Raw genomic sequence first — 20432 nt, forward strand, 5'->3', positions numbered from 1 at the left:
CTGTCGGCAAAGGCAAGTCAGCCGGCCGCCTTCATCCAGTGTTCCATCGTCGTCACCGAGCGGGCGAGCTGTGGTGCCGGATGGATCTTTTCGCGGAATGTTGCGGCCGCACGCCATCCCCAGCGCGGATCGGCAAGGAAGGCGCGCGCCAGCGCCACCATGTCGGCGCGGCCCTCGGCGAGAATTGCCTCGGCCTGCTTGGGATCGTCGATCAGCCCGACCGCGCGGGTCGGGATGCCGGCCCCCTTGCGCACCGCTTCCGCCAGGTGCACCTGATAGCCGGGGCCGGTGGGCAATTTCTGCAGCGGCGAATTGCCGCCGCTGGAGCAGCAGAGATAGGCAACGCCCTCGGCCTTCAGTGCCTTCGCCACCTCGATCGCATCCTCGACTTCGAAGCCGCCATCGACCCAGTCCTTCACCGACAACCGCGCGCCGAGCATCAGCTTCGGAACCGCTTTCTTCACCGCCTTGGCGATTTCGACGACAAGGCGCATCCGGTTTTCCAACGAGCCGCCCCAGCGGTCGGTGCGTTGATTGGACAATGGCGAGAGGAACTGGAAGATCAGGTAGCCATGCGCGGCATGCAGTTCGATGAAGTCGAAGCCGGCGCGTTCGGCCCGCCTTGCGGCTTGAGTGAACCGTTCGATGAGCTGCAGAATCTCTTCCTCATCGAGCGCGCGCGGCACATTCCAACCGGTATCGTAGGCGATGGCCGAGGCCGATACGGTCTGCCACGGATCCTCGTTTGGCTGCAGCGGCCCGCCGCCCTCCCACGGCTTGCGGTTCGAGGCCTTGCGGCCGGCGTGCGCCAGCTGCGTGCCGAACTTCGTGCCCGGAGCGGCCACGCGCCTGGCGGCGTCCAGTGTGCGGCGCGCGGCGGCTTCATTGTCGTCGGAGTAAAGCCCGAGGCAGCCATGCGTGATCCGCCCGCGCCGCTCGACATCGGTCATCTCCACCGTGACCATGCCAGCGCCGGACATGGCCAGGTTCATCCAATGGTAGAGATGCCAGTCGCTGGCGCAGCCGTCCTCGGCGGAATACTGGCACATCGGAGCGACAGCGATACGGTTGGGGAAAGCGAGGCCGTCGAGCGTGATTGGCTGGAAAAGCGATGTTGTCATGAAAAGGGGCTCCAGGAGGGGTAAGCAGCTGTCTAGGCAATGGATCGAGGGCGCGCCAGACACGAGACGGTGAAACGTGTTTTTGAACCATTCGCCTGCATTGCGCAAATACCGGTTGGCGGCTACGCCTCGACCCCATTGCATGGAGATCATGATGGAAGATCGCATCCGCATCCGTTCGGAAGAAATCCTCTCCGACGACTGGGCTGTCCTGAAGAAGACTGTCCTTGATTACCGCCGACGCGACGGCCAGTGGGAGACGCAGGTCCGACAGACCTATGATCGCGGCGATGGAGCGGTGATCTTGCCATACGACCCTCAGCGCTCAACGGTTCTCCTGGTACGCCAGTTCCGCTATCCCGCCTACGTCACCGGTCATCGCGAACCGCTGATCGAGGCCTGTGCCGGGCTGCTCGATGAAAACGATCCGGAGACCGCCATCCGCAAGGAGGCCGAGGAAGAACTCGGCTACCGGCTGCAACATGTGGAACGGCTGTTCTCGCCTTACATGAGCCCGGGCAGCGTCACCGAGCGGCTCTGGTTCTTCGTCGCGCGCTATTCGCCCGCCGACCGTATCTCGGCCGGCGGCGGCGCACCGGAGGAGGGCGAGGACATCGAGGTTCTGGAAATGCCACTCGACGAGGCGCTGGCCGGCATCGCCGACGGCCGCATCGTCGATGCCAAGACGATTATTTTGATCCAGCATCTGAAGCTGAACCCGATGACGGCTTGACCAGTGTTCTGGCGCCCACAGACGGCCTCACGAGGGACCACAGGGTCGCTCCCGCGAAGCGTATATTAGCAATAAACGATATATTAATGGCTATGATGCAGCCTTTGGCACAGAATGGGACACCTCCTCATCGACGTTCCCAGCGCCCTGGTGCGCCGGGACGCTTGACCAATGCGGAGCAAGCGCATGAGTGTCGGAGCAGCTCTCGAACAATTGCTGCGGTTGATTTATCGCCGAGTCATGAAATTGGCTCTGTTGCCGGAGGATGAAAGGGATCCGCACTACGATCTCATCCGCCTGTCATGTTGCGCGGCCGCCGAGCACATTGGGCAGAGTCCTGACCAGGCAGCCATTACGGCAAACGACATGGTCGAGTTTGTTCGCGCACTGGTTGGGATCATTGAGGTGGGCCGTGGACCAGACCATGGCCGAAGCGCCGATCAGCCGTCGCCGGTGCAATGTATTGGTGGCCAAGAGAGTGGCACCACGCGCGTCTAGCAAACAGGGAAGAAAGTCACCGTAAGGCAGCGGAAACGAAGCGCCTATCGCTTGTGCGGTATGACGTGGCTACTCGTGATGGCGCCGTCGCCGAGGCGCGAGCCACAAAACCCTTATATGGCCGACCGGTAGGACACCTGTAACGGTCGCATGATTTCATTGTGGTGCGGACGACGGGAATCGAACCCGTACGATCAGAGATCGAGGGATTCTAAGTCTCTTTGACGAGTTGGTGTGGGCGACGGGACTTGAACCCGTAAGTGTTTGAAACACCGGCAGATTTTAAGTCTGCTGCGTATACCAATTCCGCCACGCCCACTTCCCACATGGTGGGGATTCCCACCGATCTCCCACGAAAAAACCCCACACGATCGGCAGGAGTGTTTTGTGTCGCTTCGGCGGTGCACCGATTAGCACTAGGGCCGCCGAAGCGCTAGCTATTCGGTCGGTATTACTACTTCAGCAGCCATGGCCTAGTGAAAGAACACCGCCGCGCCGGCAAGGGCGACGGCCGCAAACAGCAGCATGTAGGCTCGAGCGATCTTCGGTTCTGAGGCGCGCCGCCACCTCTTCCCGTCGAACAGATCGTAGCGTTCCACTAGGAAGATCGCCAAACCGAGTAGGATAACCACCGCTGCGATCATCATAGGGTTCCCTCAGGCCTAGCAGGCTGTGGAAAAAGGATTGAAAATACCTGTTTTGAATCTGATTTGTGCTCGGTCTGATTCCGAGACGTTCCGTGAACAAAACAGTTTTTCAACAGCCTGCTAGAGCCTCACTGCTCCTTGGGGTTTGTCAAATATACGCCAAGCATAACGAACAAATAGCAAAAGACGCACATGAGCGTGGGGGTCAAGTATATTTTATTTGTGGTTTTCCCACAGAATTTCCCACATTTTCCCTTTTCGTGGACGTCGGTATCGGCAATGGGAAGATCGCTCCAATGGAGAGAATATCGCAAAGCGATTTCAATAGGTTGGCGCGACAAAATCAGCAGTTGAAAATCTCTGCAAATCTAACGATGCAGTCGGGCATGACAGATCACCGACTAACCCGTTGAAAACGTTGCTGTAGACGCAAGGGATAATTTTAAGTCCCTTGCGTCTACCAATTCCGCCACGTCCGCAGGTCCGCCCTTTTCAGATGTCAGACACAGGCCGTCAAGTCGTGTTCTTGAGCTGTTTGAATGCGCACCCCAGAGGAGGAGGCGTGGCGATACTGGTGTGATCGCGGAATTATCCGCGCCGCGCGCAATGAGTAAGGTGTTTGGGCGGTGGACTTGATCCGCCGAGGCCGGCGTCTACCAGGCCCAACCCATTCCCCCGCCCACTGGGGGCGCCGGCCGCCCCTCTCGTCGAAATTGCTGACTGCGTCACAGGCGTCTCGCGCCAATTGGCGTCGGTAGGGATCAGAACTTGTAGCTGAGATTGATCCCGACGGTGTTCAGCTTCGTATCCTGGTCGCGGCCGACGAAATCGGCGGATCCACCATAGTGCTCGGAGCCGAAATCATAATAGCGATACTGCGCACCGACGACGAACTTGTCGGTCAGCGCATAGTCGACGCCGGCACCAACGGTCCAGCCGACATTCGTGCGTGTCTGGGAGAAGGCGGAGCCCGAGGCTTGCGAGGTTTCGATACCGGCAAAGGCGATGCCGCCTATGCCGTAGACCAGCACCCTGTCCATGGCGTATCCGGCCTTGGCGTTGACCGAGCCGAACCATTTGATGTCGGTGCCGAAATTGTTTCCTGGCTCCGCTTCGGTCGTGCCGTCGACGGCGGAATAGTTGAGGTCGGCTTCCGCGCCGATCACCGCCTGGTCGAACTGCCAAAGCCCGGCGACATGCCCGCCGACGAAACCGCCATCGACGTCAGGCGAGACGGAAAACGGCTCGCCTTCCGTCCCTGAGATGTCGGATTGGCCCCAGCCATAGCCTGCCTGCAGGCCGGCGTAGTATCCGGTCCAGTCGAAGCCTGGCGCGGTCATCGGCACGTCGACTGTCGGGTCGGCTGCGAAAGCCGGCATGGACAGGGCGGCAAGAAGACCGGCGCTTGCGACCACTAGGCGATACATCGAACTCCCCGGATGAAGAGCCAGAAAGATCCTTGGCAGGCAGGGTAGACCGATTTACGACAAAACGGAATCCTATTTCTGGTTGCAGCCTGGTGCGGCTCGCCGACCCGCGGTTTGGCGCTGGTCAAAACCAGGTAGGCTTGGCACAGTCGTGCAAACAGGAGTCCCTTCATGGCAAAGAAGCCAGTGGCGCATGCGACGAAACCCAAGCCCTGGACCGAGATGGCGACGCATCTGGTCGACGTTGCCATGGGTCGCAAGCCCGCCGACCTCGTCATTCGCAACGGCCGCTGGGTGAACGTTCACTCGGGCGAGATCATCGCCGGCACCGACATCGCCATCGCCGGTGGCCGTTTCGCCTATTGTGGGCCGAATGCCAGCCACGCCATCGGCCAGGGCACCAAGGTGGTCGATGCCGGCGGGCGCTATCTGGTTCCCGGCCTTTGCGACGCGCACATGCATGTCGAGAGCGGCATGGTGACGGTGACCGAATTCTGCCGCGCCGTCATCCCGCACGGCACGACGTCGATGTTCATCGATCCGCACGAGATCGCCAATGTGCTCGGCTTGCCCGGCGTGCGGCTGATGCATGACGAGGCGGTGGCGATGCCCATCAACGTGCATGTGCAGATGCCGTCCTGCGTGCCTTCGGCGCCTGGGCTGGAGCACGCCGGCGCCGAGTTGACGGTCGCCGATGTCGCGGAAGCGATGACCTGGGAAAACATTATCGGGCTCGGCGAAGTGATGAATTTTCCGGGCGTCGCCGCCAACGATCCTGTCATGTCGGGCGAGATCGCGGCGACGGTGCATGCGGGCAAGACGGTCGGCGGCCACTACGCCTCGCGCGATCTCGGCCTGCCGTTCCACGGCTATGTCGCCGGCGGCCCCGAGGACGATCACGAAGGCACGCGCGCCGAGGACGCCATTGCCCGCGTGCGCCAGGGCATGAAGGCCATGCTGCGGCTGGGCTCGGCCTGGTACGATGTCGCCTCCCAGATCAAGGCGGTGACGGAGAGCGGCATCGATCCGCGTAACTTCATCCTGTGCACCGACGACAGCCATTCGGGCACGCTGGTGCACGAAGGTCATATGGATCGGGTGGTGCGCCACGCCATCAGCCAAGGGCTGAAGCCGGTGACGGCGATCCAGATGGCGACGATCAACACCGCCCAGCATTTCCGGCTGGAACGCGAGATCGGTTCGATCGCGCCGGGGCGGTTGGGCGACCTGCTGATTGTCTCCGATCTCGCCGCAATGACCATCGACGAGGTCTATGCGCGCGGCGTCAGGCTGGCCAAGGGCGGTAAGCTCGACATCGACATCCCGGCTTACGACTACCCGAAGACGGCGAAGAACACCGTCAAGTTGGGCAAGAAGCTGAAGGCCGGCGATTTCGACATCGCCGCCCCCAAAGGCGCCAACGAGGTGCGAGTGCGGGTTATCGGCGTCATCGAGAACCAGGCGCCGACGCGGGCGCTGGAAGCGGATCTACCGGTCGAGGACGAGTTGGTCGCCATGGATCGCCGCAACGACGTCTGCCAGATCGCACTGGTCGAGCGCCACAAGGGCACGGGCGGCGTCACCAACGCCTTCGTCTCCGGTTTCGGCTACATGAGTGATTGCGCCATGGCCTCGAGCGTGGCGCATGACGCCCATCACATCATCTGCGTCGGCACCAACAAGCGGGACATGGCGCTGGCGGTCAACCGGCTGGGCGAAGTCGGCGGCGGCGTCGTGCTGTTTTCCAAGGGCAAGGAACTGGCGCTGGTCGAAATGCCGATCGCCGGGCTGATGTCGGACGAGCGCGCCGAGATCGTCGCCGCCAAGGCGGAGAAACTGACCGAGGCGATGCGAAAGATGGGCTGTTCCCTGAACAACGCCTACATGCAGCATTCGCTTTTGGCGCTGGTGGTCATTCCCGAGCTCAGGATTTCCGATGTCGGCCTGATCGACGTGACGACGTTCCAGAAAGTCGACCTGTTCGTCTAATGCATGTCGTCCAGAACTGGCTCCGGTTTTGGAACAAAGACATGCAACGGAGATTTAAAGCGCGCTGCATGAATCCGTTCGGACGCGACGCGCTTTGGAACGGCTGCCTGCTGTTCAGCCGCCGGTGGCGATGGTCAGCACCTTGAACGGTGTGGTGATGACGATCTCCGCGACCGAACCGACTGCCTTGCCTAGCCCCTCGCCGAGATTGTTGAGCTGCGTCGGGTTTGGCTCGTCCGAGGCGAGGCCCGCGGGTGCCCGTAGCCGGTCACCAAGCAGTTGCACCAGAACGGGGTTATCCGCGAATTTGGCATGGTTCAGCCGGTCACCCGATTTGAGCTTGCTCAAGTCGACCACCGATACCCCGTAGCTGGCGAGGTCAGCTGCATTGCCGTAGTCGCCGACACGTGGCTTGGCGCCGGACAGAAAACCCGACAACCTCAAGGCGCGGTCGTCGCCTGACAGCAGGATGGCGAACGGCTTGTTTGGCTTGCCATAACGAATCATCTGTTTCTTGAAGACGTCGACATCGATGTCGGGGGACGCAAGGATGACGTAGCCGAGCTTGCCGTCAAGATCTCGGTCTCCGGTGATGGCGAGTTGGCGCAATGCCTCCATCGTCAACCACGTTCCCATCGAATGAGCGATGATGTCGATGCTCTTTACCTTTGTCTTGGCAAGCATCCTCAGTGTCGCCTCCAGGTCGTCGCGCGCGGCGTTGGCGCTATCCTTGTCGTACAGGTAGCCGGTCGTCTTGGCGCTCGAAGCCCACGAGAACAAGACCGGTGTGCCCGGGTACTTGGTGTCATGGACAATCTGCGTCAGCCGGTAGATCCCGTCGTCGAAGCCGTTGTTGAAGCCATGCACGAAAACCAGCGCTCGGTCGCCGCGCATGGCAATGTCGGCGCCGACCGCCTTGGCGAATTGCGGGGCGCCTTCGTAGTAGGTGACGTCCTTGGCGGTGAAATCCTTGGCCGGATTGCTGCTGGCGGAACCCTTGGCACGCTCGATGGCGCCGACCTGGTGGCTCGCCGGAACCGTGACATCGACCCGCGCGAAGCTGGTGGTTGGCGAGCGATCGCCGTCGAACACCTGCCGCGGGTCTTTCGTCGCCTTCCGGCGGGTGGTGGCGACGAATATCTCATGCGTGGCCGCGATGGCGGACGCTGGCACCGCGACCGTCGTCTTGTTCAGCAGATCATGCGTATTTCCGGCGCAGCCGGCGACCAGGAGCGCGAAGGTTATCGCGACGAAACTCTTCAAACGCACAGTCACGCGCCGGCTCCCGCATAGGGGGACGTCAAACGCATGACGTCACCTTCTATTCCGATAAGGCCAGGGACGGGATTGGTCCAGTTCAAAGTGGTCGGGACCTTCGTGAGGCTGGATTGACACGGCGAAACAGTGACGCCGCATCTATTGCCCTAGCAGGCTGATGCGGTCGGTCACATCCCGGTCGCTGGCAAAGCCGTCATCCTCGCGCAGCCGCTGGCCGATCATCTTCACCAAGGCCGGATTGTCGGCGAATTTCGTGTGGTTGAAGCTGTCGCTGCCTTTGATCTTGGAGAGATCGACGACCGTCACGCCATAGGAGGCAAGATCGGCGGCATCCTTGTAATCGCCGACGCGCGGCCGCGAACCGGCGATGAGGCCGGAGAGTCTCAGCGCGCGGTCGTCGTCGGACAACAGCAGGATGAACGGCTTGTCGGGTTTGCCATAGCGGCGCATCTGGCTCTTGAACACATCGACATCGATGTCGGGCGAGGCAAGCACCACGTCGCCGAGCTTGCCGCCGAGGTCACGGTCGCCGCTGATGGCCATCTGACGCAGCGTTTCCATGGTCACCCAGGTTCCCATCGAATGCGCGACAATGTCGATGCGCCGCGCGCCGGACTGCTCCAGCATGCGCAATGTCACTTCGAGCTGGTCGCGTGCGGCGCTGGCACTTTCCTTGTCATAGACATAGTCGGTGGTCTTTGCGCCCGATGCCCAGGAAAACAGCACCGGTGTGCCCGGATAGCCGGAATCGTGGACGATCTGGGTCAAGCGATATACCGCGTCGTCGAAGCCGGTGTTGTAGCCGTGGACGAAGACCATGACGCGGCCGCCGCGCGCCGCGATGTCGGCGTTGAGCGCGCTGGAGAATTTCGGCTGCGCGTCGTAGCCAACCACCTCGGAAGCCATGAAATATTTGGCCGGATCATCCGACTTGCCGCGTGAGCGCCGTTCGATCTGACCAGTCTTGTGGAGCCCTGGGACGGTGACATTCACGCGCGCATAGTTCAGCGTCGCCGAGCGCTCACCGTCGAAAACCTTGTTGGGATCATCGGATTTCTTGCGCGTTGTGGCGATGAAGATGGAGTGGTTGCCGGCTATTTCTGTCACCGGCGCGGCGACGATGGCGCTGCCAAGCAATTCCTGCGTTTGCGGGCCGGCACAGCCGGCGACGAGCAAGGCGAGAACAACGGTAAGTATCTTCTTCAAAGGCACGTCTGAAATTCCACTCCGGCCAAAAGGCCCATCCACCCCCGCGACACCTCCCGGACAGGGAGAGTGCGGCAGAACTAAGTCGTGTCACGTCGAAATGTGATCAGCGGCTGGTTACAGTCATCGCAGTGTTGCGCGAAAGCCAAAATGGCGGAAGGAAAGCCGGAATGTTGGAGAAGGGCAGCACCTCCGGCTTGAGGCGGATGCCGAGCACATCCGACATGAAGGCGCGCCGCGCTTCGATGCGGCTCCAGGCTTCGGGATAGCGCGCCGCGATCTCCTCGCGCAGCGCGTCGTCGGCGAGCGCGATGCCATCCTCGATGTTGGTGGTGAAATGGTCGCTGCCGGTCGCCGGGATGGTTGCGCCGGCAGTGAGAAGGTCTGGTAGAACGGGCTCGTAGGGCCCATCGCAGATTTCGGCGTAGCCCCAGCCCTCATTGCCGACGAGAAGTCGTGGCTGCTTGACGGGAACGATGACCAGCAATGTCTCCTCGAAGCGCGGATCGTAGCCCGAGAGATTGGCGACATTGGCGGCGTGCTCGCGGTCGCCATAGACGGCGGAGGCATCGAAACCGGCCTTGGCGTCGAGCGCCATCAGCGCATCGGTGCGCGCCTCATAGGTATTTCGGGCAACCAGCGGCATCACCGTCGGTTCGCCGAATTCCGGCAGTGACATGGATTTCAGGCCGACCGATGCAACAGGCATGAACAAACGCCCACAAGTGCTTGCAAGGATTCTGGGAATGCCCTTTGCGCAAGGGCATGAAGGGCCGGACAATGGCGTTGCGAAGCTGGATATGCAATAGGCAGGATCGGCTGCGCCGGATCAGCGTGCAACAGATAGGCGCTGTGCGGCCAGATCGATGACATGCCTGTACGAAACATGCGGCACAAGGTGGCTTTCCCATGAGCAGTTTTTCCTCCCGCGTCGCCGTCGCCGCCGCGTCCATCCGTCAGATCTTTCCGGAAACGCCGCTGCAGGAAAACGACTACCTGTCGAAAAAGACCGGCGCTCGGGTGCTGCTGAAGCGAGAGGATTTGAGCCCGGTGCGCTCCTACAAGATCCGCGGCGCCTTCAATTTCTTCCGCAAGGCGCTTGCCGCCGGCAACCAGGCTGACTTGTTCGTCTGCGCGTCGGCCGGCAACCATGCACAAGGTTTCGCGTTCGTCTGCCGTCATTTCGGCAAAAAAGGCGTGGTGTTCATGCCGGTGACGACGCCGCAGCAAAAGATCGACAAGACCAGGCTGTTCGGTGGCGATTTCGTCGAGATCAGGCTGGTCGGCGACTTTTTCGACGACTGCTATCGCGCCGCCTTCGAATTCACCGAAAGCTCCGGTGCCCACATGGTGCCGCCCTTCGACCACAAGGACATCATCGAGGGGCAGGCGACTGTCGCCTATGAGATCGCGGACCAGATGGCCGGTGCGCGTATGCCTGACATCATCATGCTGCCGGTCGGTGGCGGCGGTCTTGCCGCCGGCGTCACCCACTATTTCGCCGATCAGGGCAGGGAGGCGCGTTTCATCTTCTGCGAGCCGGCCGGGGCGCCGAGCCTGCACGACAGCCTCGCGGCCGGAAAGCGGCTGAAGCTCGCCAAGGTCGACAACTTCGTCGACGGCGCGGCGGTGGCCGAAATCGGCCGCGAACCCTTGCGGTATCTCAAGGAATTTGCCGCCGAAACGGTGCGGTTGATCCCGGAAAACCGGCTCTGCGCGACCATGATCGAGATGCTCAATATCGAAGGCGTCGTGCTCGAGCCGGCCGGTGCGCTGGCGATCGATGCGCTGAAGGATTTTTCCAGGAAGGAGATCCGCGGCAAGACCATCGTCGCCGTGGTCTCGGGCGGCAATTTCGATTTCGAGCGGCTGCCGGACGTCAAGGAGCGGGCGCTGCGCTTCGAGGGCCTGAAGAAGTACTTCATCATCCGCTTCCCGCAACGCCCTGGCGCGTTGCGCGACTTCCTCGAAATGCTCGGCCCGGACGACGACATCGCGCGCTTTGAATATCTGAAGAAGTCGGCACGAAATTTCGGCTCGGTTCTGATCGGCATCGAAACCAAGGACCGCCGCAATTTCGACCTGCTGAAGGCAAACTTCGAGGCCGAAGGCGTCCAGTATCAGGATATCACCGACAACGAGACATTGGCGGGATTCATCATATGAGCGGGAAGGTTTTCATCGCGCTGTTTTCCGGCATCAATGTCGGCGGCAACCGCATCGTCAAGATGGCGGAGCTCAGGTCGTTCTTCGAGGATCTCGGCTTTTCCGATGTCGCTACTTACGTGCAGAGCGGCAATGCCGTGTTCCGGGCGGGCGAGGGCGACGCGGCCGCGCTGACCAAGCAGATCGAAACGGCCTTCGAGAAAAAGTGGGGTTTTCATTCGCGCATCATGGTGCGCGATCTCCCATGGTTCGCACGGCTGGTGAGTGAAAATCCCTATCCGGAAGCGGCCGCCGACCATACCAAGCTCCATGCCTATGCGCTGGAGCGTGAGCCAACCGTCGAGGAGGTGGCGCGGCTGGCCGAAAAGTGCACCGGCCCCGAACGCTTCGAGGTGAAGGGCGACGTACTCTACCTCAACGCGCCCGATGGGCTTGGCAAATCCGTGTTTGCCAACCTCATTCCGCGCGTTCTGAAGGTGCCGGGCACCGCGCGCAACTGGCGCTCGGTGCTGGCGCTGCTGGAGATGGCCGGTCAGGCCGGCAAAAACTAGATCACGCCGCCGCCGGCTTCCAGTCGAAGGCCAGTTCTTCGCGGAAGGCGAAGCGCTTGATGTGATCAGCGACCACGCTTTCCAGGCGCTCGAGCGATCCTGCCTCATCGGTCGACACCTTGATGTGCAATGCGGTCGCATCGGCATCCATGACGGTGCGACCGAGCGAGAGATCGATCGTGCCATGGTGCGGATCGAACTCGACCGGGAATTTGTGCGCCCAATGCTTGCACAATTGCTGCAGGTAGCGGCTGGCATGTTCGGTGGCGACGTCGGCATGGCTGGACGGCATGTGGAATTCTCCGCGGGCGGGTGCCCGTTCGCATGACAATGGGCCGGCGCTGGCGCCGGCACGACACCCCGAAGATAGGCATTATCTTGCCGAGCGCCAAAGGGCTGCCGGGCGGTGTCCTCCCGGTGTCCGGTCAACGCCTACCAGCTTCCGGTGTTCGGCATCGAAGCCCAGGGTTCGGCCTTGGCCTTGGCCGGGCCTTTCTGCAAAAGCTCGATCGAGATGCCGTCCGGCGACTTGATGAAGGCCATGTTGCCGTCGCGCGGCGGCCGGTTGATGATGACGCCGTTATCCATCAGGTGCTGGCAGGTGGCGTAGATGTCGTCGACCTCATAGGCGAGGTGGCCGAAATTGCGCCCGCCCTTGTAGTCTTCGGGGTCCCAGTTGTAGGTGAGTTCGATCAGCGGCGCCTTCTCGTCGATGCCGCTCTGCTCGTCCTCTGAGGCGGCAAGGAAGATCAGCGTGAAGCGGCCCTGTTCGTTTTCATAGCGGCGGACTTCCTTCAGCCCGAGCTTGTTGCAGTAGAAATCGAGCGAGGCATCGACATCGGCGACGCGGACCATGGTGTGCAGATAGCGCATGTGTTTTTCCTCGATCTGTTGGGATGCGGCGCAACATAGGGGCGACCTGCGCAAAGGGCAATCTGCCGGCCGCAGGCAATGCCGGCAAAGAACAAATCCGGTATTCGCGCAATGAACCGTGAAAAAAGGCACGGCAGGTCTTGCACACACCGGAAGCCGCGGTGTTAATCTGGTGTCAAGAATCAGTTGCGGTGTTGTTGCAAAAAAGGGGGCATTCTTATGGGGGAAAAGGCCTCTTTGACGGGGCGGGCCGGAACCCTTGGCGACGCCTTGAAGCGCGATGAAGGCGGCGATGCCGCCGACCTGACCGAAATTGCCGGCGCCATCAAGTGGTTCGATGTGGCCAAGGGCTACGGGTTCATCCTTCCCGATGACGGTTTCTCGGGCGATATCCTCCTCCATGTGACATGCCTTCGAAAAGACGGTTTTCAGACAGCCTTGGAAGGGGCGCGCGTCGTGTGCCTGGTCAAACAGGGCGATCGCGGGCTGCAGGCCTTCCGCGTGCTGTCCATGGATGTCACCACCGCCGTCCATCCCGCCGAAATGCAGGAACAGCGCACCCATGTCGCGGTGACGCCGGAGAGCGGGCTCGAACGCGCTTTGGTCAAGTGGTTTAACCGCACCAAGGGTTTCGGCTTCCTGACGCGTGGCGAGGGCACCGAGGACATCTTTGTCCATATGGAGACCTTGCGCCGCTACGGCATCACCGAGCTTCGGCCGGGGCAGGTTGTGCTTGTCCGTTTCGGTCGTGGTGACAAAGGCCTTATGGCCGCCGAAATTCACCCCGATATGGGCACCTTGCCGATCTCGCACTAGGGCGGGCCCGGCCGAGGATTTCATATGACTCACAAGAACTGGCTGACGGCGGGCGTGTTGTGCGCCGCTGCTGCCGTCATCATCGCCGCAGGCGCCTTCTTCTATTTCCAGGTCCCCAGCGCGGCCGACGGCCGGGCGATGATCCTTCCGGTCGACCCGGCGCCGCTGGTCGCGGTGACGAAACAAGGCGAACGCTCCTTCTCGATCGAAGTCGCCGACACCGAGGCCGAGCGTGAGGCCGGCCTGATGTTCCGAGAGGACATGGCTGCCAATCATGGCATGCTGTTCGTCTTCGACGAGACACGCGATGTCAGTTTCTGGATGAAGAACACGCCGATGCCGCTCGACCTGATCTTTGTCGGCCAGGACGGCAGGATCCGCGCGATCAAGCAAGGGGAGCCGCAATCCGAGGCGATTGTGTCGCCCGGTGAGCCGGTCCGTTTCGTACTTGAGCTCAAGGCCGGTACAGCCGCCAAGGACGGCATCATGGACGGCGATCTGTTGCGTCATCCCGTGATCGGCACCGCGTCGGGGCCCAGCATGCCGCCGGCGGACAAGGGCGATTCTCCGAACGTCGATTCCGACTGAGAGCAGGGGTCGCCTTCCGATGCAGTTTTTTTCCCATGACGGGTTCGATCTTGCTTTCCTCGACCGCCAGCCGGCGTCGGGCGAGGGCGATCCCGTGCTCATGATCCACGGCTTCGCTTCGAGCCATTATGTCAACTGGGTGTCGCCCGGCTGGTTCAAGACGCTCAACGACGCCGGCTATCGCGCCATCGCCTTCGACAATCGCGGCCATGGCTCTTCATCCAAGAGCTATGACGAGGCCGATTATACACCCGCGAAAATGGCGTCCGATGCCGCCGCCTTGCTCGACCATCTCGGCATCGAACGGGCCCATGTCATGGGCTATTCGATGGGCGCGCGCATCGCGGCGTTCCTGGCCCTGTCCGATCCGGACAAGGTGGCGACGCTGGTCTTTGGCGGCCTTGGCATCGGCATGATCGACGGCGTCGGCGACTGGGATCCGATTGCCGCGGCCCTGCTTGCCGAGGATCCAGCCGCGACCACCCATCCGCGCGGCCGCTCCTTTCGCGCCTTCGCCGACCAGACCCGCAGTGATCGCCGGGCGCTTGCCGCCTGCATCGCCAAATCCCGGGAATTGCTTGATGAGGCGGATATTGCCCGCATCGCCCAGCCGACACTGGTTGCCGTCGGCACGATAGACGATATAGGCGGCTCGCCCGACGAGCTTGCCGCCTTGATGCCGAACGCCAGGGCTTTCCACATCGAAGGCCGCGACCACATGCTGGCGGTCGGGGACAAGACCTTCAAGCAACGCGTTCTGGAGTTCTACGCCGAAAACCCGCTGTGAGCCGCCGCGCTGGTGCTTCCGCTTAGTCCGGTGCTCTGGCTGCTTGGACCGATTTCGCCAGCACGCACAGCAATTCGAACATCATCGTGGCACCCGCCAGCGCCGTCATGCCGGCGAGATCGAATGGCGGCGCCACTTCCACGACATCGGCGCCGACAATGTTCAGCCCATCGAGCAGGCGCACCATTTCCTGTGCCTCGCGGGTGGTGAAGCCACCGAGCTCGGGCGTGCCTGTTCCCGGCGCCATCGACGGGTCGATGCAGTCGATGTCGAAGGTCACATAGGTTGGGCCGGTTCCGGCGATGGCGCGCGCTTCCTCCATGACGCTGGCAGCACCCCGCCTGACGAATTCCTCCATGTAGATGATGCGAATACCCTGGGCGACCGCCCAGTCGTGCTCGCCCGGTTCATAGATCGAGCCTCGGATGCCGATCTGCACGACCCGTTTCGGGTCGAGCAGGCCTTCCTCGATGGCGCGGCGGAACGGCGTGCCGTGCGTATAAGGGTTGTCGCCGAAATAACGGTCGTTGGTGTCAGAATGCGCATCGAAATGGATCATGCCGACCGCACGCTCCCTGGCAACGGCGCGCAGCACCGGCAGTGTGGTCAGATGGTCGCCGCCGGCGGCAAGCGGAATGGCGCCTGCCGTCACGATCGCAGCGATGCCTTCCTCAATGCGCTTCAAGCCGTCCATGAGATTGATCGGATTGACCGAGAGATCGCCGACATCGGCGACATTGGCGATGCTGAACGGCTCGGTCCCCGAGACATGGTGGACGCGCCGCATGAGGCTCGACTGGTTGCGGATCTCGCGCGGTCCGTGGCGGGCGCCGGCGCGGTTGGTCGTGCCGCCATCCCACGGTATGCCGAGGAGAGCGATATCGAGTCCTTCGGCGCTCGCCACCGCCGGCAGCCGCATGAAGGTCGACAGCCCGGCAAAGCGGGGAACGGCCGAGGCATCGACCGGCTGGAAGAAATTGCTGCTCATGATGTCGGCACCTCGGAAGAGTCCACGTTTGACGAATTCGGCATCTCGCAGTTCTGCCTTCTTGCGCCGCACGCGAAAGCCGGGAGAACCAGCGCGAAAAATCACGACGGCTTTTGCAGGGTCTCCAGCGAGCGCGCCATGTTCAGCATGGCCTGAGGCTCGAAGCGCTGGCGAAATTCCTGCGTGTGGAAGATATGTGGGCGGGCAAGGAAATCCTTCAGCACGGCACCCCGTCCGGCACGCCACATCGGCTCCTCCACCCAGTCATATTCGCGGCGGACCGCGCGTTCATAGGCGTCGAAAGCATCCGGCGCGCTACCTAGGATCGACAGGTCCATGTCGAGGAAGAGGCTCGCGTCACGTGTTGCCGCCGCGTTGTCGAAGAAAGGCAGTTGGTGCGTGGCGGTGGCGAGGATCATCGCACTGATGCGGTTCAGGCGCCTGGGATCGGTGCTGCCCGCAAGCTTTTTCTCGGCAAGAGCGGCACTTCTGGCCTCATTGTCCTTGGCCTTGCTGTCATAGATGGCGTCGTGGAACCAGATTGCCGCTTCAACGGCTTCGGGGTCTTGCAGCGACGCTCGATAGTCGCCGGCCAGCGCCAGCATCGCCTCGATATGGGTGAGGTTGTGGTAGTGGCGGTCCTCGCCCCGATAGAGCACTGACAACTCGGTTTTCAGAGCCGGGTCGATCAAGGGTTCGTTTTCCATGGCTGCTTGAATTCCTGCGAACCAAAACCATTTGACACAGCACTAAGGAAAATTGAGTTCAATCGTGCTATGATCTGACTTATATGTGCGGCCAGACAGCAGGCAGCACAACAGGCAAGCCAGCAGGACGCAGGACGAGACGTCGATGAACAGCATCAGCATTTCCCGCCACAGCGCGTTGCAGCCGGTGGATCCGATCTGGCGTTCGATCCGCGACGAGGCGATGGACGCGGTCAACCGCGATCCGCTTCTCGCGGCGTTCCTCTATTCGACGATCCTGAACCAGGAGAGCCTGGAAGAGGCCGTCATCCACCGGATCGCCGAGCGGCTTGCCCATCAGGACATCGGCTCCGATCTCATCCGCCAGACCTTCAAATCGATGCTGGCTGACGACAAGGACTGGCCGACGACCGTGCGCGTCGACATCCAGGCTTATTACGACCGCGATCCGGCCTGCGACCGCTTCATCATGCCAGTGCTGTATTTCAAGGGCTTTCACGCTATCCAGACCCATCGGCTGGCGCATTGGCTGTGGAACCAGGGCCGCAAGGACTTCGCGCTCTATTTGCAGAGCCGCTCGTCCTCGGTCTTCCAGACCGACATCAATCCGGCCGCCCGCATCGGCAAGGGCATCTTCATCGATCACGCCACCGGCCTCGTCGTCGGCGAGACCGCGGTCATCGAGGACGATGTATCGATCCTGCACGGCGTGACGCTTGGTGGCACCGGCAAGGCTGGTGGCGACCGCCACCCCAAGATCCGCCGTGGCGTGCTGATCGGCGCCGGCGCCAAGATTCTCGGCAACATCGAAGTCGGTCACTGCTCCAAGATCGCGGCGGGCTCGGTGGTGCTGTCGCCAGTTCCGCACAACAAGACGGTTGCCGGCGTGCCGGCCCGCGTCGTCGGCGAGACCGGTTGCGACCAGCCTTCCCGCCAGATGGATCAACTCCTGCCGTCGCAGTCCATGGACCAGGTGGTCAGCTTCGATATCTGATTTTCCGCGCCGGCGCGCTGTCCGGCGTTGTTGCGATTTGACCGGTGGCGCTGTCGCTCCCGGTGCAATACGGCCGGCTTGCCTTTACATCGCCATTGTCGACGTGCCAGAAGCGCCCTTCAAACCAGCAAGCCCGATGATCGGAGAAGACTGTTGAAGCCGGACGAAATCAGAAAGCTGGACGCCTATTTCAAGCGCGTCTTCCAGAACCCCAAGCTTGAGGTCAAGGCACGGCCGCGCAAGGAAGATTCGGCCGAAGTCTATGTCGGCGACGAGTTCCTCGGCATCGTCTTCAAGGACGAGGATGACGGCGACTACAATTTCTCGATGGCGATCCTCGACATCGATCTGGGCTGAGCCCAAAGACAGGCCGCGCCGGGCGTGGCCTGTCTTTGCTGTCAATGTCCGGTCTTCAGGAATCGCCCGGCCTCGGCCGTGATCGCCGCGTCGAGCGTCTGCCAGTCGCCGAGGAATTCCTTGGGAAAACGGTAGGTGAGGCTGAGATCGTTGCCGACATGGACGTCCCGCTCGCAAGGCGCCAGCGATTGATCGGCACTCGGCCCGCTCAGGCAGCGGGCCACGAAGGGATCCTTGCCCGGGCGCTTGCCGACCACCAGCACCTCGTTCAGATAGCCTGATTTCTCGTTGAAACCGTAGACCGTCGTGCCGCCAGGTCCCGGAATGCCGGGCTGGACGATGAGCGCGCTGTAGATCGGCGCGAATCGCCCACTCATGTCGCGCGACATCATCTGTTGTTCGAAGGACAGGAAGACGATGTTCCTGTTGGCTTCCGAGTGGTTGAAATCGTCGCGAGCCGCCTCGCTGTAGCCGTCCATCTGGGGATAACGCAGATAAAGGTCGAGACGCGTGGCGATGCCGTCGCGCCGGGCCTGGGCGAAACGGATGAAATTGGCCGGCACCGCGATGACATTGTTGCCGATCACGACCTGGCGGATGGTCGGATCATCCGTGTACCCGGCCATGGCGATCGAATGGCCGAACCATTTGCCGCCAAGGCTGATCGCGACGGACAGCAAGGCAAGTGCGGCGAAGGCGTAGAACACCCGCTTCATCAGCATGGAATCGACCACGGTGAGTTCCGCGCCCTCGGTGATCGCTGCCTGCTTCATCTCGGTCCTCATCCCAACCGCCCGTCCGCCATCCCACCTGTGCCTCGGCGGCACACATCGCACGGCACGGCTCTTGCAGCCTTCCTGAAACGACTGTGCGATTTCATGGTAAATGCAAGGTTAAGATGGCCCAGATGGAACTCCTCCTGTTTGCATTTCTTGTCGGGTTGACGGTTTGCGGGCTGGCGGGCTCGGCGATGGAACTTATGTCAGGCCGCAAGGTCGCCTTTGCCGAGCCCTATGTGTCGCCCTCGCATGTGCTGCGCTCGCTGGCGGCTACGGCTGGCGCCGGGCCGTTCATGCTGGTCAACGCTGCCCTCGATGCCCGGCGTGAGGGCCGTATTTCGACAGTCGCGCTCCTGTCATGCGGCTGCACGGCGATCGCCTGGTCCTTGGCATTGGGCATCGTTGTGCTTGCCATTGCCTCATGGACGATCCGTCTCCTAGGGTCCGGCATCTGAGACGATTCGGAGACCGACAATGCCGCTTTATGCGATCGAAGGAACGGAGCCCAGCTTCGCAGACGCGGGATCGAACTGGATCGCGCCCGACGCGACGCTGATCGGTGACATCAGGGTCGGCCGCAACGCCGGCTTCTGGTTCGGCGTCGTCATTCGCGGCGACAACGAACCTGTCGTCATCGGCGCCGACACCAATGTGCAGGAACACACGGTCATGCACACCGATCCCGGCTTCCCGCTCACCATCGGCGAGGGCTGCACGATCGGCCATCGGGCCATGCTGCATGGCTGCACCATCGGCGACAACAGTCTGATCGGCATGGGCGCCATCGTGCTGAACGGCGCCAGGATCGGCAGGAATTCGCTCGTTGGCGCCGGCGCGCTGGTCACCGAAGGCAAGGAATTTCCCGACAATTCGCTGATCGTCGGCTCGCCGGCCAAGGCGATCAGGGTGCTGGACGACGCGGCCGTCGCCAGGCTGCGCGGCTCGGCCGCGCACTACGTCGCCAACGGCAAACGCTTCATGGCGGGGCTGAAGAAGCTTTGAGGTCACGATCCAACCGGCAGGTTGCGAGGACGGCAGTCCCCATGGATCAGGCGGATTTGTTTTTTCCCTTCCTCACGGTCGCAGGCTTGATTCGAATGCGCATGGCTCCCCCTTTGGGCGCTTCGATTTCGAATTCGGCTGTATTCCTCACCAGGTCACTCAGTTTGCCGAAACCATAGGTGCGAGGGTCAAAGTCGGAGAAGAGGTTCGAGAGCTGCTTTCCGAACGTGCCGAGCAGCACCCAGCCATCTTCGCTGTCCATCTGGCCGATGACTTTCTTGAGTATCGGCAGCGCGGCACTGGATGATTGAAGCGGCTTCGATGCGGGCGTGGCGTCCGGGATGTTCGCCGGGCCACGCAGAAGGTTTTCGGTGTAGATGAACCGGCGGCAAGCTTGCCGAAAGCTCTCCGGGGTTTTCTGCTCTCCGAACCCGAAGACATCGACACCCTGTTCGCGTATGCGCGCGGCAAGCCGCGTGAAGTCGCTGTCGGAAGAAACCAGGCAGAAACCGTTGAAACGGCCGCTATGGAGCAGGTCCATCGCGTCGATCACCAGTGTAATATCGGAAGCATTCTTGCCAGTGGTATAAGCGAATTGCTGCTGCGGAATGATCGCGTGCTTCGCCAGTATGTCTGCCCAACTCTTGGACCGTGTGCTGGAGAAGTCGCCATATATACGGCGCACGCTGGCCTCGCCGATCTTTGCGATCTCCTCGAACAAACCGTCGGCAATCTTGGCGGAGGTGTTGTCCGCGTCGATAAGAACCGCAAGGCGCGGTGATCGAGCTTCGGTCGGCATAAGGCCTCCTGCTGCTGATATCTTCTGGAGATATGGCGGCGCGAATGCACCATGCCATGGAAATTGGATCAATTTTAGCTGCCATCCCAGAAATGGCGGAGCCGGCCCGGGGACGGGGCCGGCTCC

The 20432-nt window shown here is 61.7% G+C and carries 25 protein-coding genes and 1 tRNA gene; 13 read left to right on the plus strand and 13 right to left on the minus strand.

Annotated features, from left to right (window positions below; genetic code table 11):
* Nucleotides 1-17 precede the first annotated feature (17 nt).
* Entirely contained in the window at nt 18-1121 is a 1104-nt protein-coding gene (locus tag AC1VON_RS19560; protein WP_172350717.1) for an NADH:flavin oxidoreductase/NADH oxidase, read from the minus strand.
* A gap of 154 nt (nt 1122-1275) precedes the next feature.
* Here AC1VON_RS19560 and AC1VON_RS19565 point away from each other — a divergent pair, with 154 nt between their 5' ends.
* The gene (locus AC1VON_RS19565) at nt 1276-1854 is read left to right on the plus strand and encodes an NUDIX domain-containing protein (protein ID WP_172350716.1); all 579 of its coding nucleotides are present in this window, start codon (nt 1276-1278) and stop codon (nt 1852-1854) included.
* Between the two features lie 186 nt (nt 1855-2040).
* The gene (locus tag AC1VON_RS19570) at nt 2041-2352 is read left to right on the plus strand and encodes a hypothetical protein (protein WP_483124586.1); all 312 of its coding nucleotides are present in this window, start codon (nt 2041-2043) and stop codon (nt 2350-2352) included.
* A 230-nt stretch (nt 2353-2582) separates the two neighbouring features.
* Here AC1VON_RS19570 and AC1VON_RS19575 read toward each other — a convergent pair.
* Nucleotides 2583-2671, minus strand: a tRNA-Leu gene (locus tag AC1VON_RS19575).
* A 154-nt stretch (nt 2672-2825) separates the two neighbouring features.
* Nucleotides 2826-2996, minus strand: a complete 171-nt coding sequence (locus AC1VON_RS19580) for a hypothetical protein (protein WP_483124587.1) — start codon at nt 2994-2996, stop codon at nt 2826-2828.
* Between the two features lie 95 nt (nt 2997-3091).
* On the opposite strand from AC1VON_RS19580, the gene AC1VON_RS19585 reads away from it, so the two are divergent.
* Entirely contained in the window at nt 3092-3412 is a 321-nt protein-coding gene (locus tag AC1VON_RS19585) for a hypothetical protein (RefSeq protein WP_483124588.1), read from the plus strand.
* Between the two features lie 348 nt (nt 3413-3760).
* Here the strand turns inward: AC1VON_RS19585 and AC1VON_RS19590 are convergent, their stop codons facing one another.
* Nucleotides 3761-4426, minus strand: a complete 666-nt coding sequence (locus AC1VON_RS19590) for an outer membrane protein (protein WP_483124589.1) — start codon at nt 4424-4426, stop codon at nt 3761-3763.
* A gap of 171 nt (nt 4427-4597) precedes the next feature.
* On the opposite strand from AC1VON_RS19590, the gene ade reads away from it, so the two are divergent.
* A complete protein-coding gene (gene ade / locus AC1VON_RS19595) occupies nt 4598-6415 on the plus strand; it encodes an adenine deaminase (RefSeq protein WP_483124590.1) in 1818 nt (605 codons plus the stop codon).
* A gap of 114 nt (nt 6416-6529) precedes the next feature.
* Here ade and AC1VON_RS19600 read toward each other — a convergent pair whose 3' ends face one another.
* The 3 genes from AC1VON_RS19600 to AC1VON_RS19610 form a co-directional block, all read right to left on the minus strand.
* Entirely contained in the window at nt 6530-7690 is a 1161-nt protein-coding gene (locus AC1VON_RS19600) for an alpha/beta hydrolase (protein WP_483124591.1), read from the minus strand.
* Nucleotides 7691-7831: 141 nt separating this feature from the next.
* Entirely contained in the window at nt 7832-8905 is a 1074-nt protein-coding gene (locus AC1VON_RS19605; RefSeq protein WP_172350711.1) for an alpha/beta hydrolase, read from the minus strand.
* 100 nt (nt 8906-9005) lie between these two features.
* The gene (locus AC1VON_RS19610; RefSeq protein WP_483124592.1) at nt 9006-9608 is read right to left on the minus strand and encodes a hypothetical protein; all 603 of its coding nucleotides are present in this window, start codon (nt 9606-9608) and stop codon (nt 9006-9008) included.
* Nucleotides 9609-9808: 200 nt separating this feature from the next.
* Here AC1VON_RS19610 and ilvA point away from each other — a divergent pair, with 200 nt between their 5' ends.
* Nucleotides 9809-11065: a threonine ammonia-lyase IlvA gene (gene ilvA, locus AC1VON_RS19615; protein ID WP_483124593.1), complete on the plus strand. Its 1257-nt coding sequence runs from the start codon at nt 9809-9811 to the stop codon at nt 11063-11065.
* Complete coding sequence (locus AC1VON_RS19620) at nt 11062-11616, plus strand: DUF1697 domain-containing protein (RefSeq protein ID WP_483124594.1); 555 nt, start codon at nt 11062-11064, stop codon at nt 11614-11616. Before ilvA ends, AC1VON_RS19620 begins: the two co-directional genes overlap by 4 nt.
* Nucleotide 11617: 1 nt before the next feature.
* Here AC1VON_RS19620 and AC1VON_RS19625 read toward each other — a convergent pair whose 3' ends face one another.
* Together AC1VON_RS19625 and gloA are read right to left on the minus strand one after the other, a co-directional pair.
* The gene (locus AC1VON_RS19625) at nt 11618-11908 is read right to left on the minus strand and encodes a DUF2218 domain-containing protein (RefSeq protein WP_483124595.1); all 291 of its coding nucleotides are present in this window, start codon (nt 11906-11908) and stop codon (nt 11618-11620) included.
* Nucleotides 11909-12048: 140 nt separating this feature from the next.
* The gene (gene gloA / locus AC1VON_RS19630) at nt 12049-12489 is read right to left on the minus strand and encodes a lactoylglutathione lyase (protein ID WP_172350704.1); all 441 of its coding nucleotides are present in this window, start codon (nt 12487-12489) and stop codon (nt 12049-12051) included.
* Between the two features lie 219 nt (nt 12490-12708).
* Here gloA and AC1VON_RS19635 point away from each other — a divergent pair, with 219 nt between their 5' ends.
* Genes AC1VON_RS19635 through AC1VON_RS19645 form a run of 3 tightly spaced genes read left to right on the plus strand, consistent with a single transcriptional unit; the run spans nt 12709 to nt 14680 of the window.
* Nucleotides 12709-13305: a cold-shock protein gene (locus AC1VON_RS19635; RefSeq protein ID WP_483124596.1), complete on the plus strand. Its 597-nt coding sequence runs from the start codon at nt 12709-12711 to the stop codon at nt 13303-13305.
* Nucleotides 13306-13329: 24 nt separating this feature from the next.
* Nucleotides 13330-13893 carry a DUF192 domain-containing protein gene (locus AC1VON_RS19640; protein ID WP_172350703.1) on the plus strand — a complete coding sequence of 188 codons (564 nt, stop codon included), beginning with the start codon at nt 13330-13332 and terminating at the stop codon, nt 13891-13893.
* Between the two features lie 19 nt (nt 13894-13912).
* Nucleotides 13913-14680 (plus strand): alpha/beta fold hydrolase, encoded by a 768-nt coding sequence (locus tag AC1VON_RS19645; protein WP_483124597.1) that lies wholly within the window; start codon nt 13913-13915, stop codon nt 14678-14680.
* A gap of 22 nt (nt 14681-14702) precedes the next feature.
* Here AC1VON_RS19645 and speB read toward each other — a convergent pair whose 3' ends face one another.
* Together speB and AC1VON_RS19655 are read right to left on the minus strand one after the other, a co-directional pair.
* Complete coding sequence (gene speB / locus AC1VON_RS19650; RefSeq protein ID WP_172350701.1) at nt 14703-15668, minus strand: agmatinase; 966 nt, start codon at nt 15666-15668, stop codon at nt 14703-14705.
* Between the two features lie 101 nt (nt 15669-15769).
* On the minus strand, nt 15770-16375 hold the full coding sequence (locus tag AC1VON_RS19655; RefSeq protein WP_483124598.1) for an HD domain-containing protein: 606 nt from the start codon (nt 16373-16375) through the stop codon (nt 15770-15772).
* A gap of 145 nt (nt 16376-16520) precedes the next feature.
* On the opposite strand from AC1VON_RS19655, the gene cysE reads away from it, so the two are divergent.
* A complete protein-coding gene (gene cysE, locus AC1VON_RS19660) occupies nt 16521-17369 on the plus strand; it encodes a serine O-acetyltransferase (RefSeq protein ID WP_172229279.1) in 849 nt (282 codons plus the stop codon).
* A 153-nt stretch (nt 17370-17522) separates the two neighbouring features.
* Nucleotides 17523-17726 (plus strand): DUF3126 family protein, encoded by a 204-nt coding sequence (locus tag AC1VON_RS19665; RefSeq protein WP_019857879.1) that lies wholly within the window; start codon nt 17523-17525, stop codon nt 17724-17726.
* Nucleotides 17727-17767: 41 nt separating this feature from the next.
* On the opposite strand, the gene AC1VON_RS19670 is transcribed toward AC1VON_RS19665, so the two are convergent.
* Entirely contained in the window at nt 17768-18499 is a 732-nt protein-coding gene (locus AC1VON_RS19670) for a hypothetical protein (protein WP_483124599.1), read from the minus strand.
* 134 nt (nt 18500-18633) lie between these two features.
* Between AC1VON_RS19670 and AC1VON_RS19675 the strand changes: the two genes are divergently transcribed.
* Nucleotides 18634-18960 (plus strand): DUF6949 family protein, encoded by a 327-nt coding sequence (locus AC1VON_RS19675; protein ID WP_445299284.1) that lies wholly within the window; start codon nt 18634-18636, stop codon nt 18958-18960.
* Nucleotides 18961-18979: 19 nt separating this feature from the next.
* Nucleotides 18980-19507 carry a gamma carbonic anhydrase family protein gene (locus AC1VON_RS19680; RefSeq protein ID WP_172350697.1) on the plus strand — a complete coding sequence of 176 codons (528 nt, stop codon included), beginning with the start codon at nt 18980-18982 and terminating at the stop codon, nt 19505-19507.
* Nucleotides 19508-19553: 46 nt separating this feature from the next.
* Here the strand turns inward: AC1VON_RS19680 and AC1VON_RS19685 are convergent, their stop codons facing one another.
* Nucleotides 19554-20306, minus strand: coding sequence for an NYN domain-containing protein (locus tag AC1VON_RS19685; RefSeq protein ID WP_483124600.1), 753 nt, complete (start codon nt 20304-20306; stop codon nt 19554-19556).
* Nucleotides 20307-20432: the final 126 nt, after the last annotated feature.

This window comes from Mesorhizobium sp. HAY1-8B (assembly GCF_056868045.1).

Bases quoted from the DNA above. Each gene is read 5' to 3' on its own strand.
- AC1VON_RS19685 (WP_483124600.1), bottom strand. From the start codon at position 20,306: ATGCCGACCGAAGCTCGATCACCGCGCCTTGCGGTTCTTATCGACGCG.
- ade (WP_483124590.1), top strand. From the start codon at position 4,598: ATGGCAAAGAAGCCAGTGGCGCATGCGACGAAACCCAAGCCCTGGACC.
- AC1VON_RS19635 (WP_483124596.1), top strand. From the start codon at position 12,709: ATGGGGGAAAAGGCCTCTTTGACGGGGCGGGCCGGAACCCTTGGCGAC.
- AC1VON_RS19620 (WP_483124594.1), top strand. From the start codon at position 11,062: ATGAGCGGGAAGGTTTTCATCGCGCTGTTTTCCGGCATCAATGTCGGC.
- AC1VON_RS19680 (WP_172350697.1), top strand. From the start codon at position 18,980: ATGCCGCTTTATGCGATCGAAGGAACGGAGCCCAGCTTCGCAGACGCG.
- cysE (WP_172229279.1), top strand. From the start codon at position 16,521: ATGAACAGCATCAGCATTTCCCGCCACAGCGCGTTGCAGCCGGTGGAT.
- AC1VON_RS19655 (WP_483124598.1), bottom strand. From the start codon at position 16,375: ATGGAAAACGAACCCTTGATCGACCCGGCTCTGAAAACCGAGTTGTCA.
- AC1VON_RS19565 (WP_172350716.1), top strand. From the start codon at position 1,276: ATGGAAGATCGCATCCGCATCCGTTCGGAAGAAATCCTCTCCGACGAC.
- AC1VON_RS19640 (WP_172350703.1), top strand. From the start codon at position 13,330: ATGACTCACAAGAACTGGCTGACGGCGGGCGTGTTGTGCGCCGCTGCT.
- AC1VON_RS19590 (WP_483124589.1), bottom strand. From the start codon at position 4,426: ATGTATCGCCTAGTGGTCGCAAGCGCCGGTCTTCTTGCCGCCCTGTCC.
- AC1VON_RS19610 (WP_483124592.1), bottom strand. From the start codon at position 9,608: ATGCCTGTTGCATCGGTCGGCCTGAAATCCATGTCACTGCCGGAATTC.
- AC1VON_RS19675 (WP_445299284.1), top strand. From the start codon at position 18,634: ATGGAACTCCTCCTGTTTGCATTTCTTGTCGGGTTGACGGTTTGCGGG.
- AC1VON_RS19625 (WP_483124595.1), bottom strand. From the start codon at position 11,908: ATGCCGTCCAGCCATGCCGACGTCGCCACCGAACATGCCAGCCGCTAC.
- gloA (WP_172350704.1), bottom strand. From the start codon at position 12,489: ATGCGCTATCTGCACACCATGGTCCGCGTCGCCGATGTCGATGCCTCG.
- ilvA (WP_483124593.1), top strand. From the start codon at position 9,809: ATGAGCAGTTTTTCCTCCCGCGTCGCCGTCGCCGCCGCGTCCATCCGT.
- AC1VON_RS19645 (WP_483124597.1), top strand. From the start codon at position 13,913: ATGCAGTTTTTTTCCCATGACGGGTTCGATCTTGCTTTCCTCGACCGC.
- AC1VON_RS19560 (WP_172350717.1), bottom strand. From the start codon at position 1,121: ATGACAACATCGCTTTTCCAGCCAATCACGCTCGACGGCCTCGCTTTC.
- AC1VON_RS19670 (WP_483124599.1), bottom strand. From the start codon at position 18,499: ATGAAGCAGGCAGCGATCACCGAGGGCGCGGAACTCACCGTGGTCGAT.
- AC1VON_RS19570 (WP_483124586.1), top strand. From the start codon at position 2,041: ATGAGTGTCGGAGCAGCTCTCGAACAATTGCTGCGGTTGATTTATCGC.
- speB (WP_172350701.1), bottom strand. From the start codon at position 15,668: ATGAGCAGCAATTTCTTCCAGCCGGTCGATGCCTCGGCCGTTCCCCGC.
- AC1VON_RS19580 (WP_483124587.1), bottom strand. From the start codon at position 2,996: ATGATCGCAGCGGTGGTTATCCTACTCGGTTTGGCGATCTTCCTAGTG.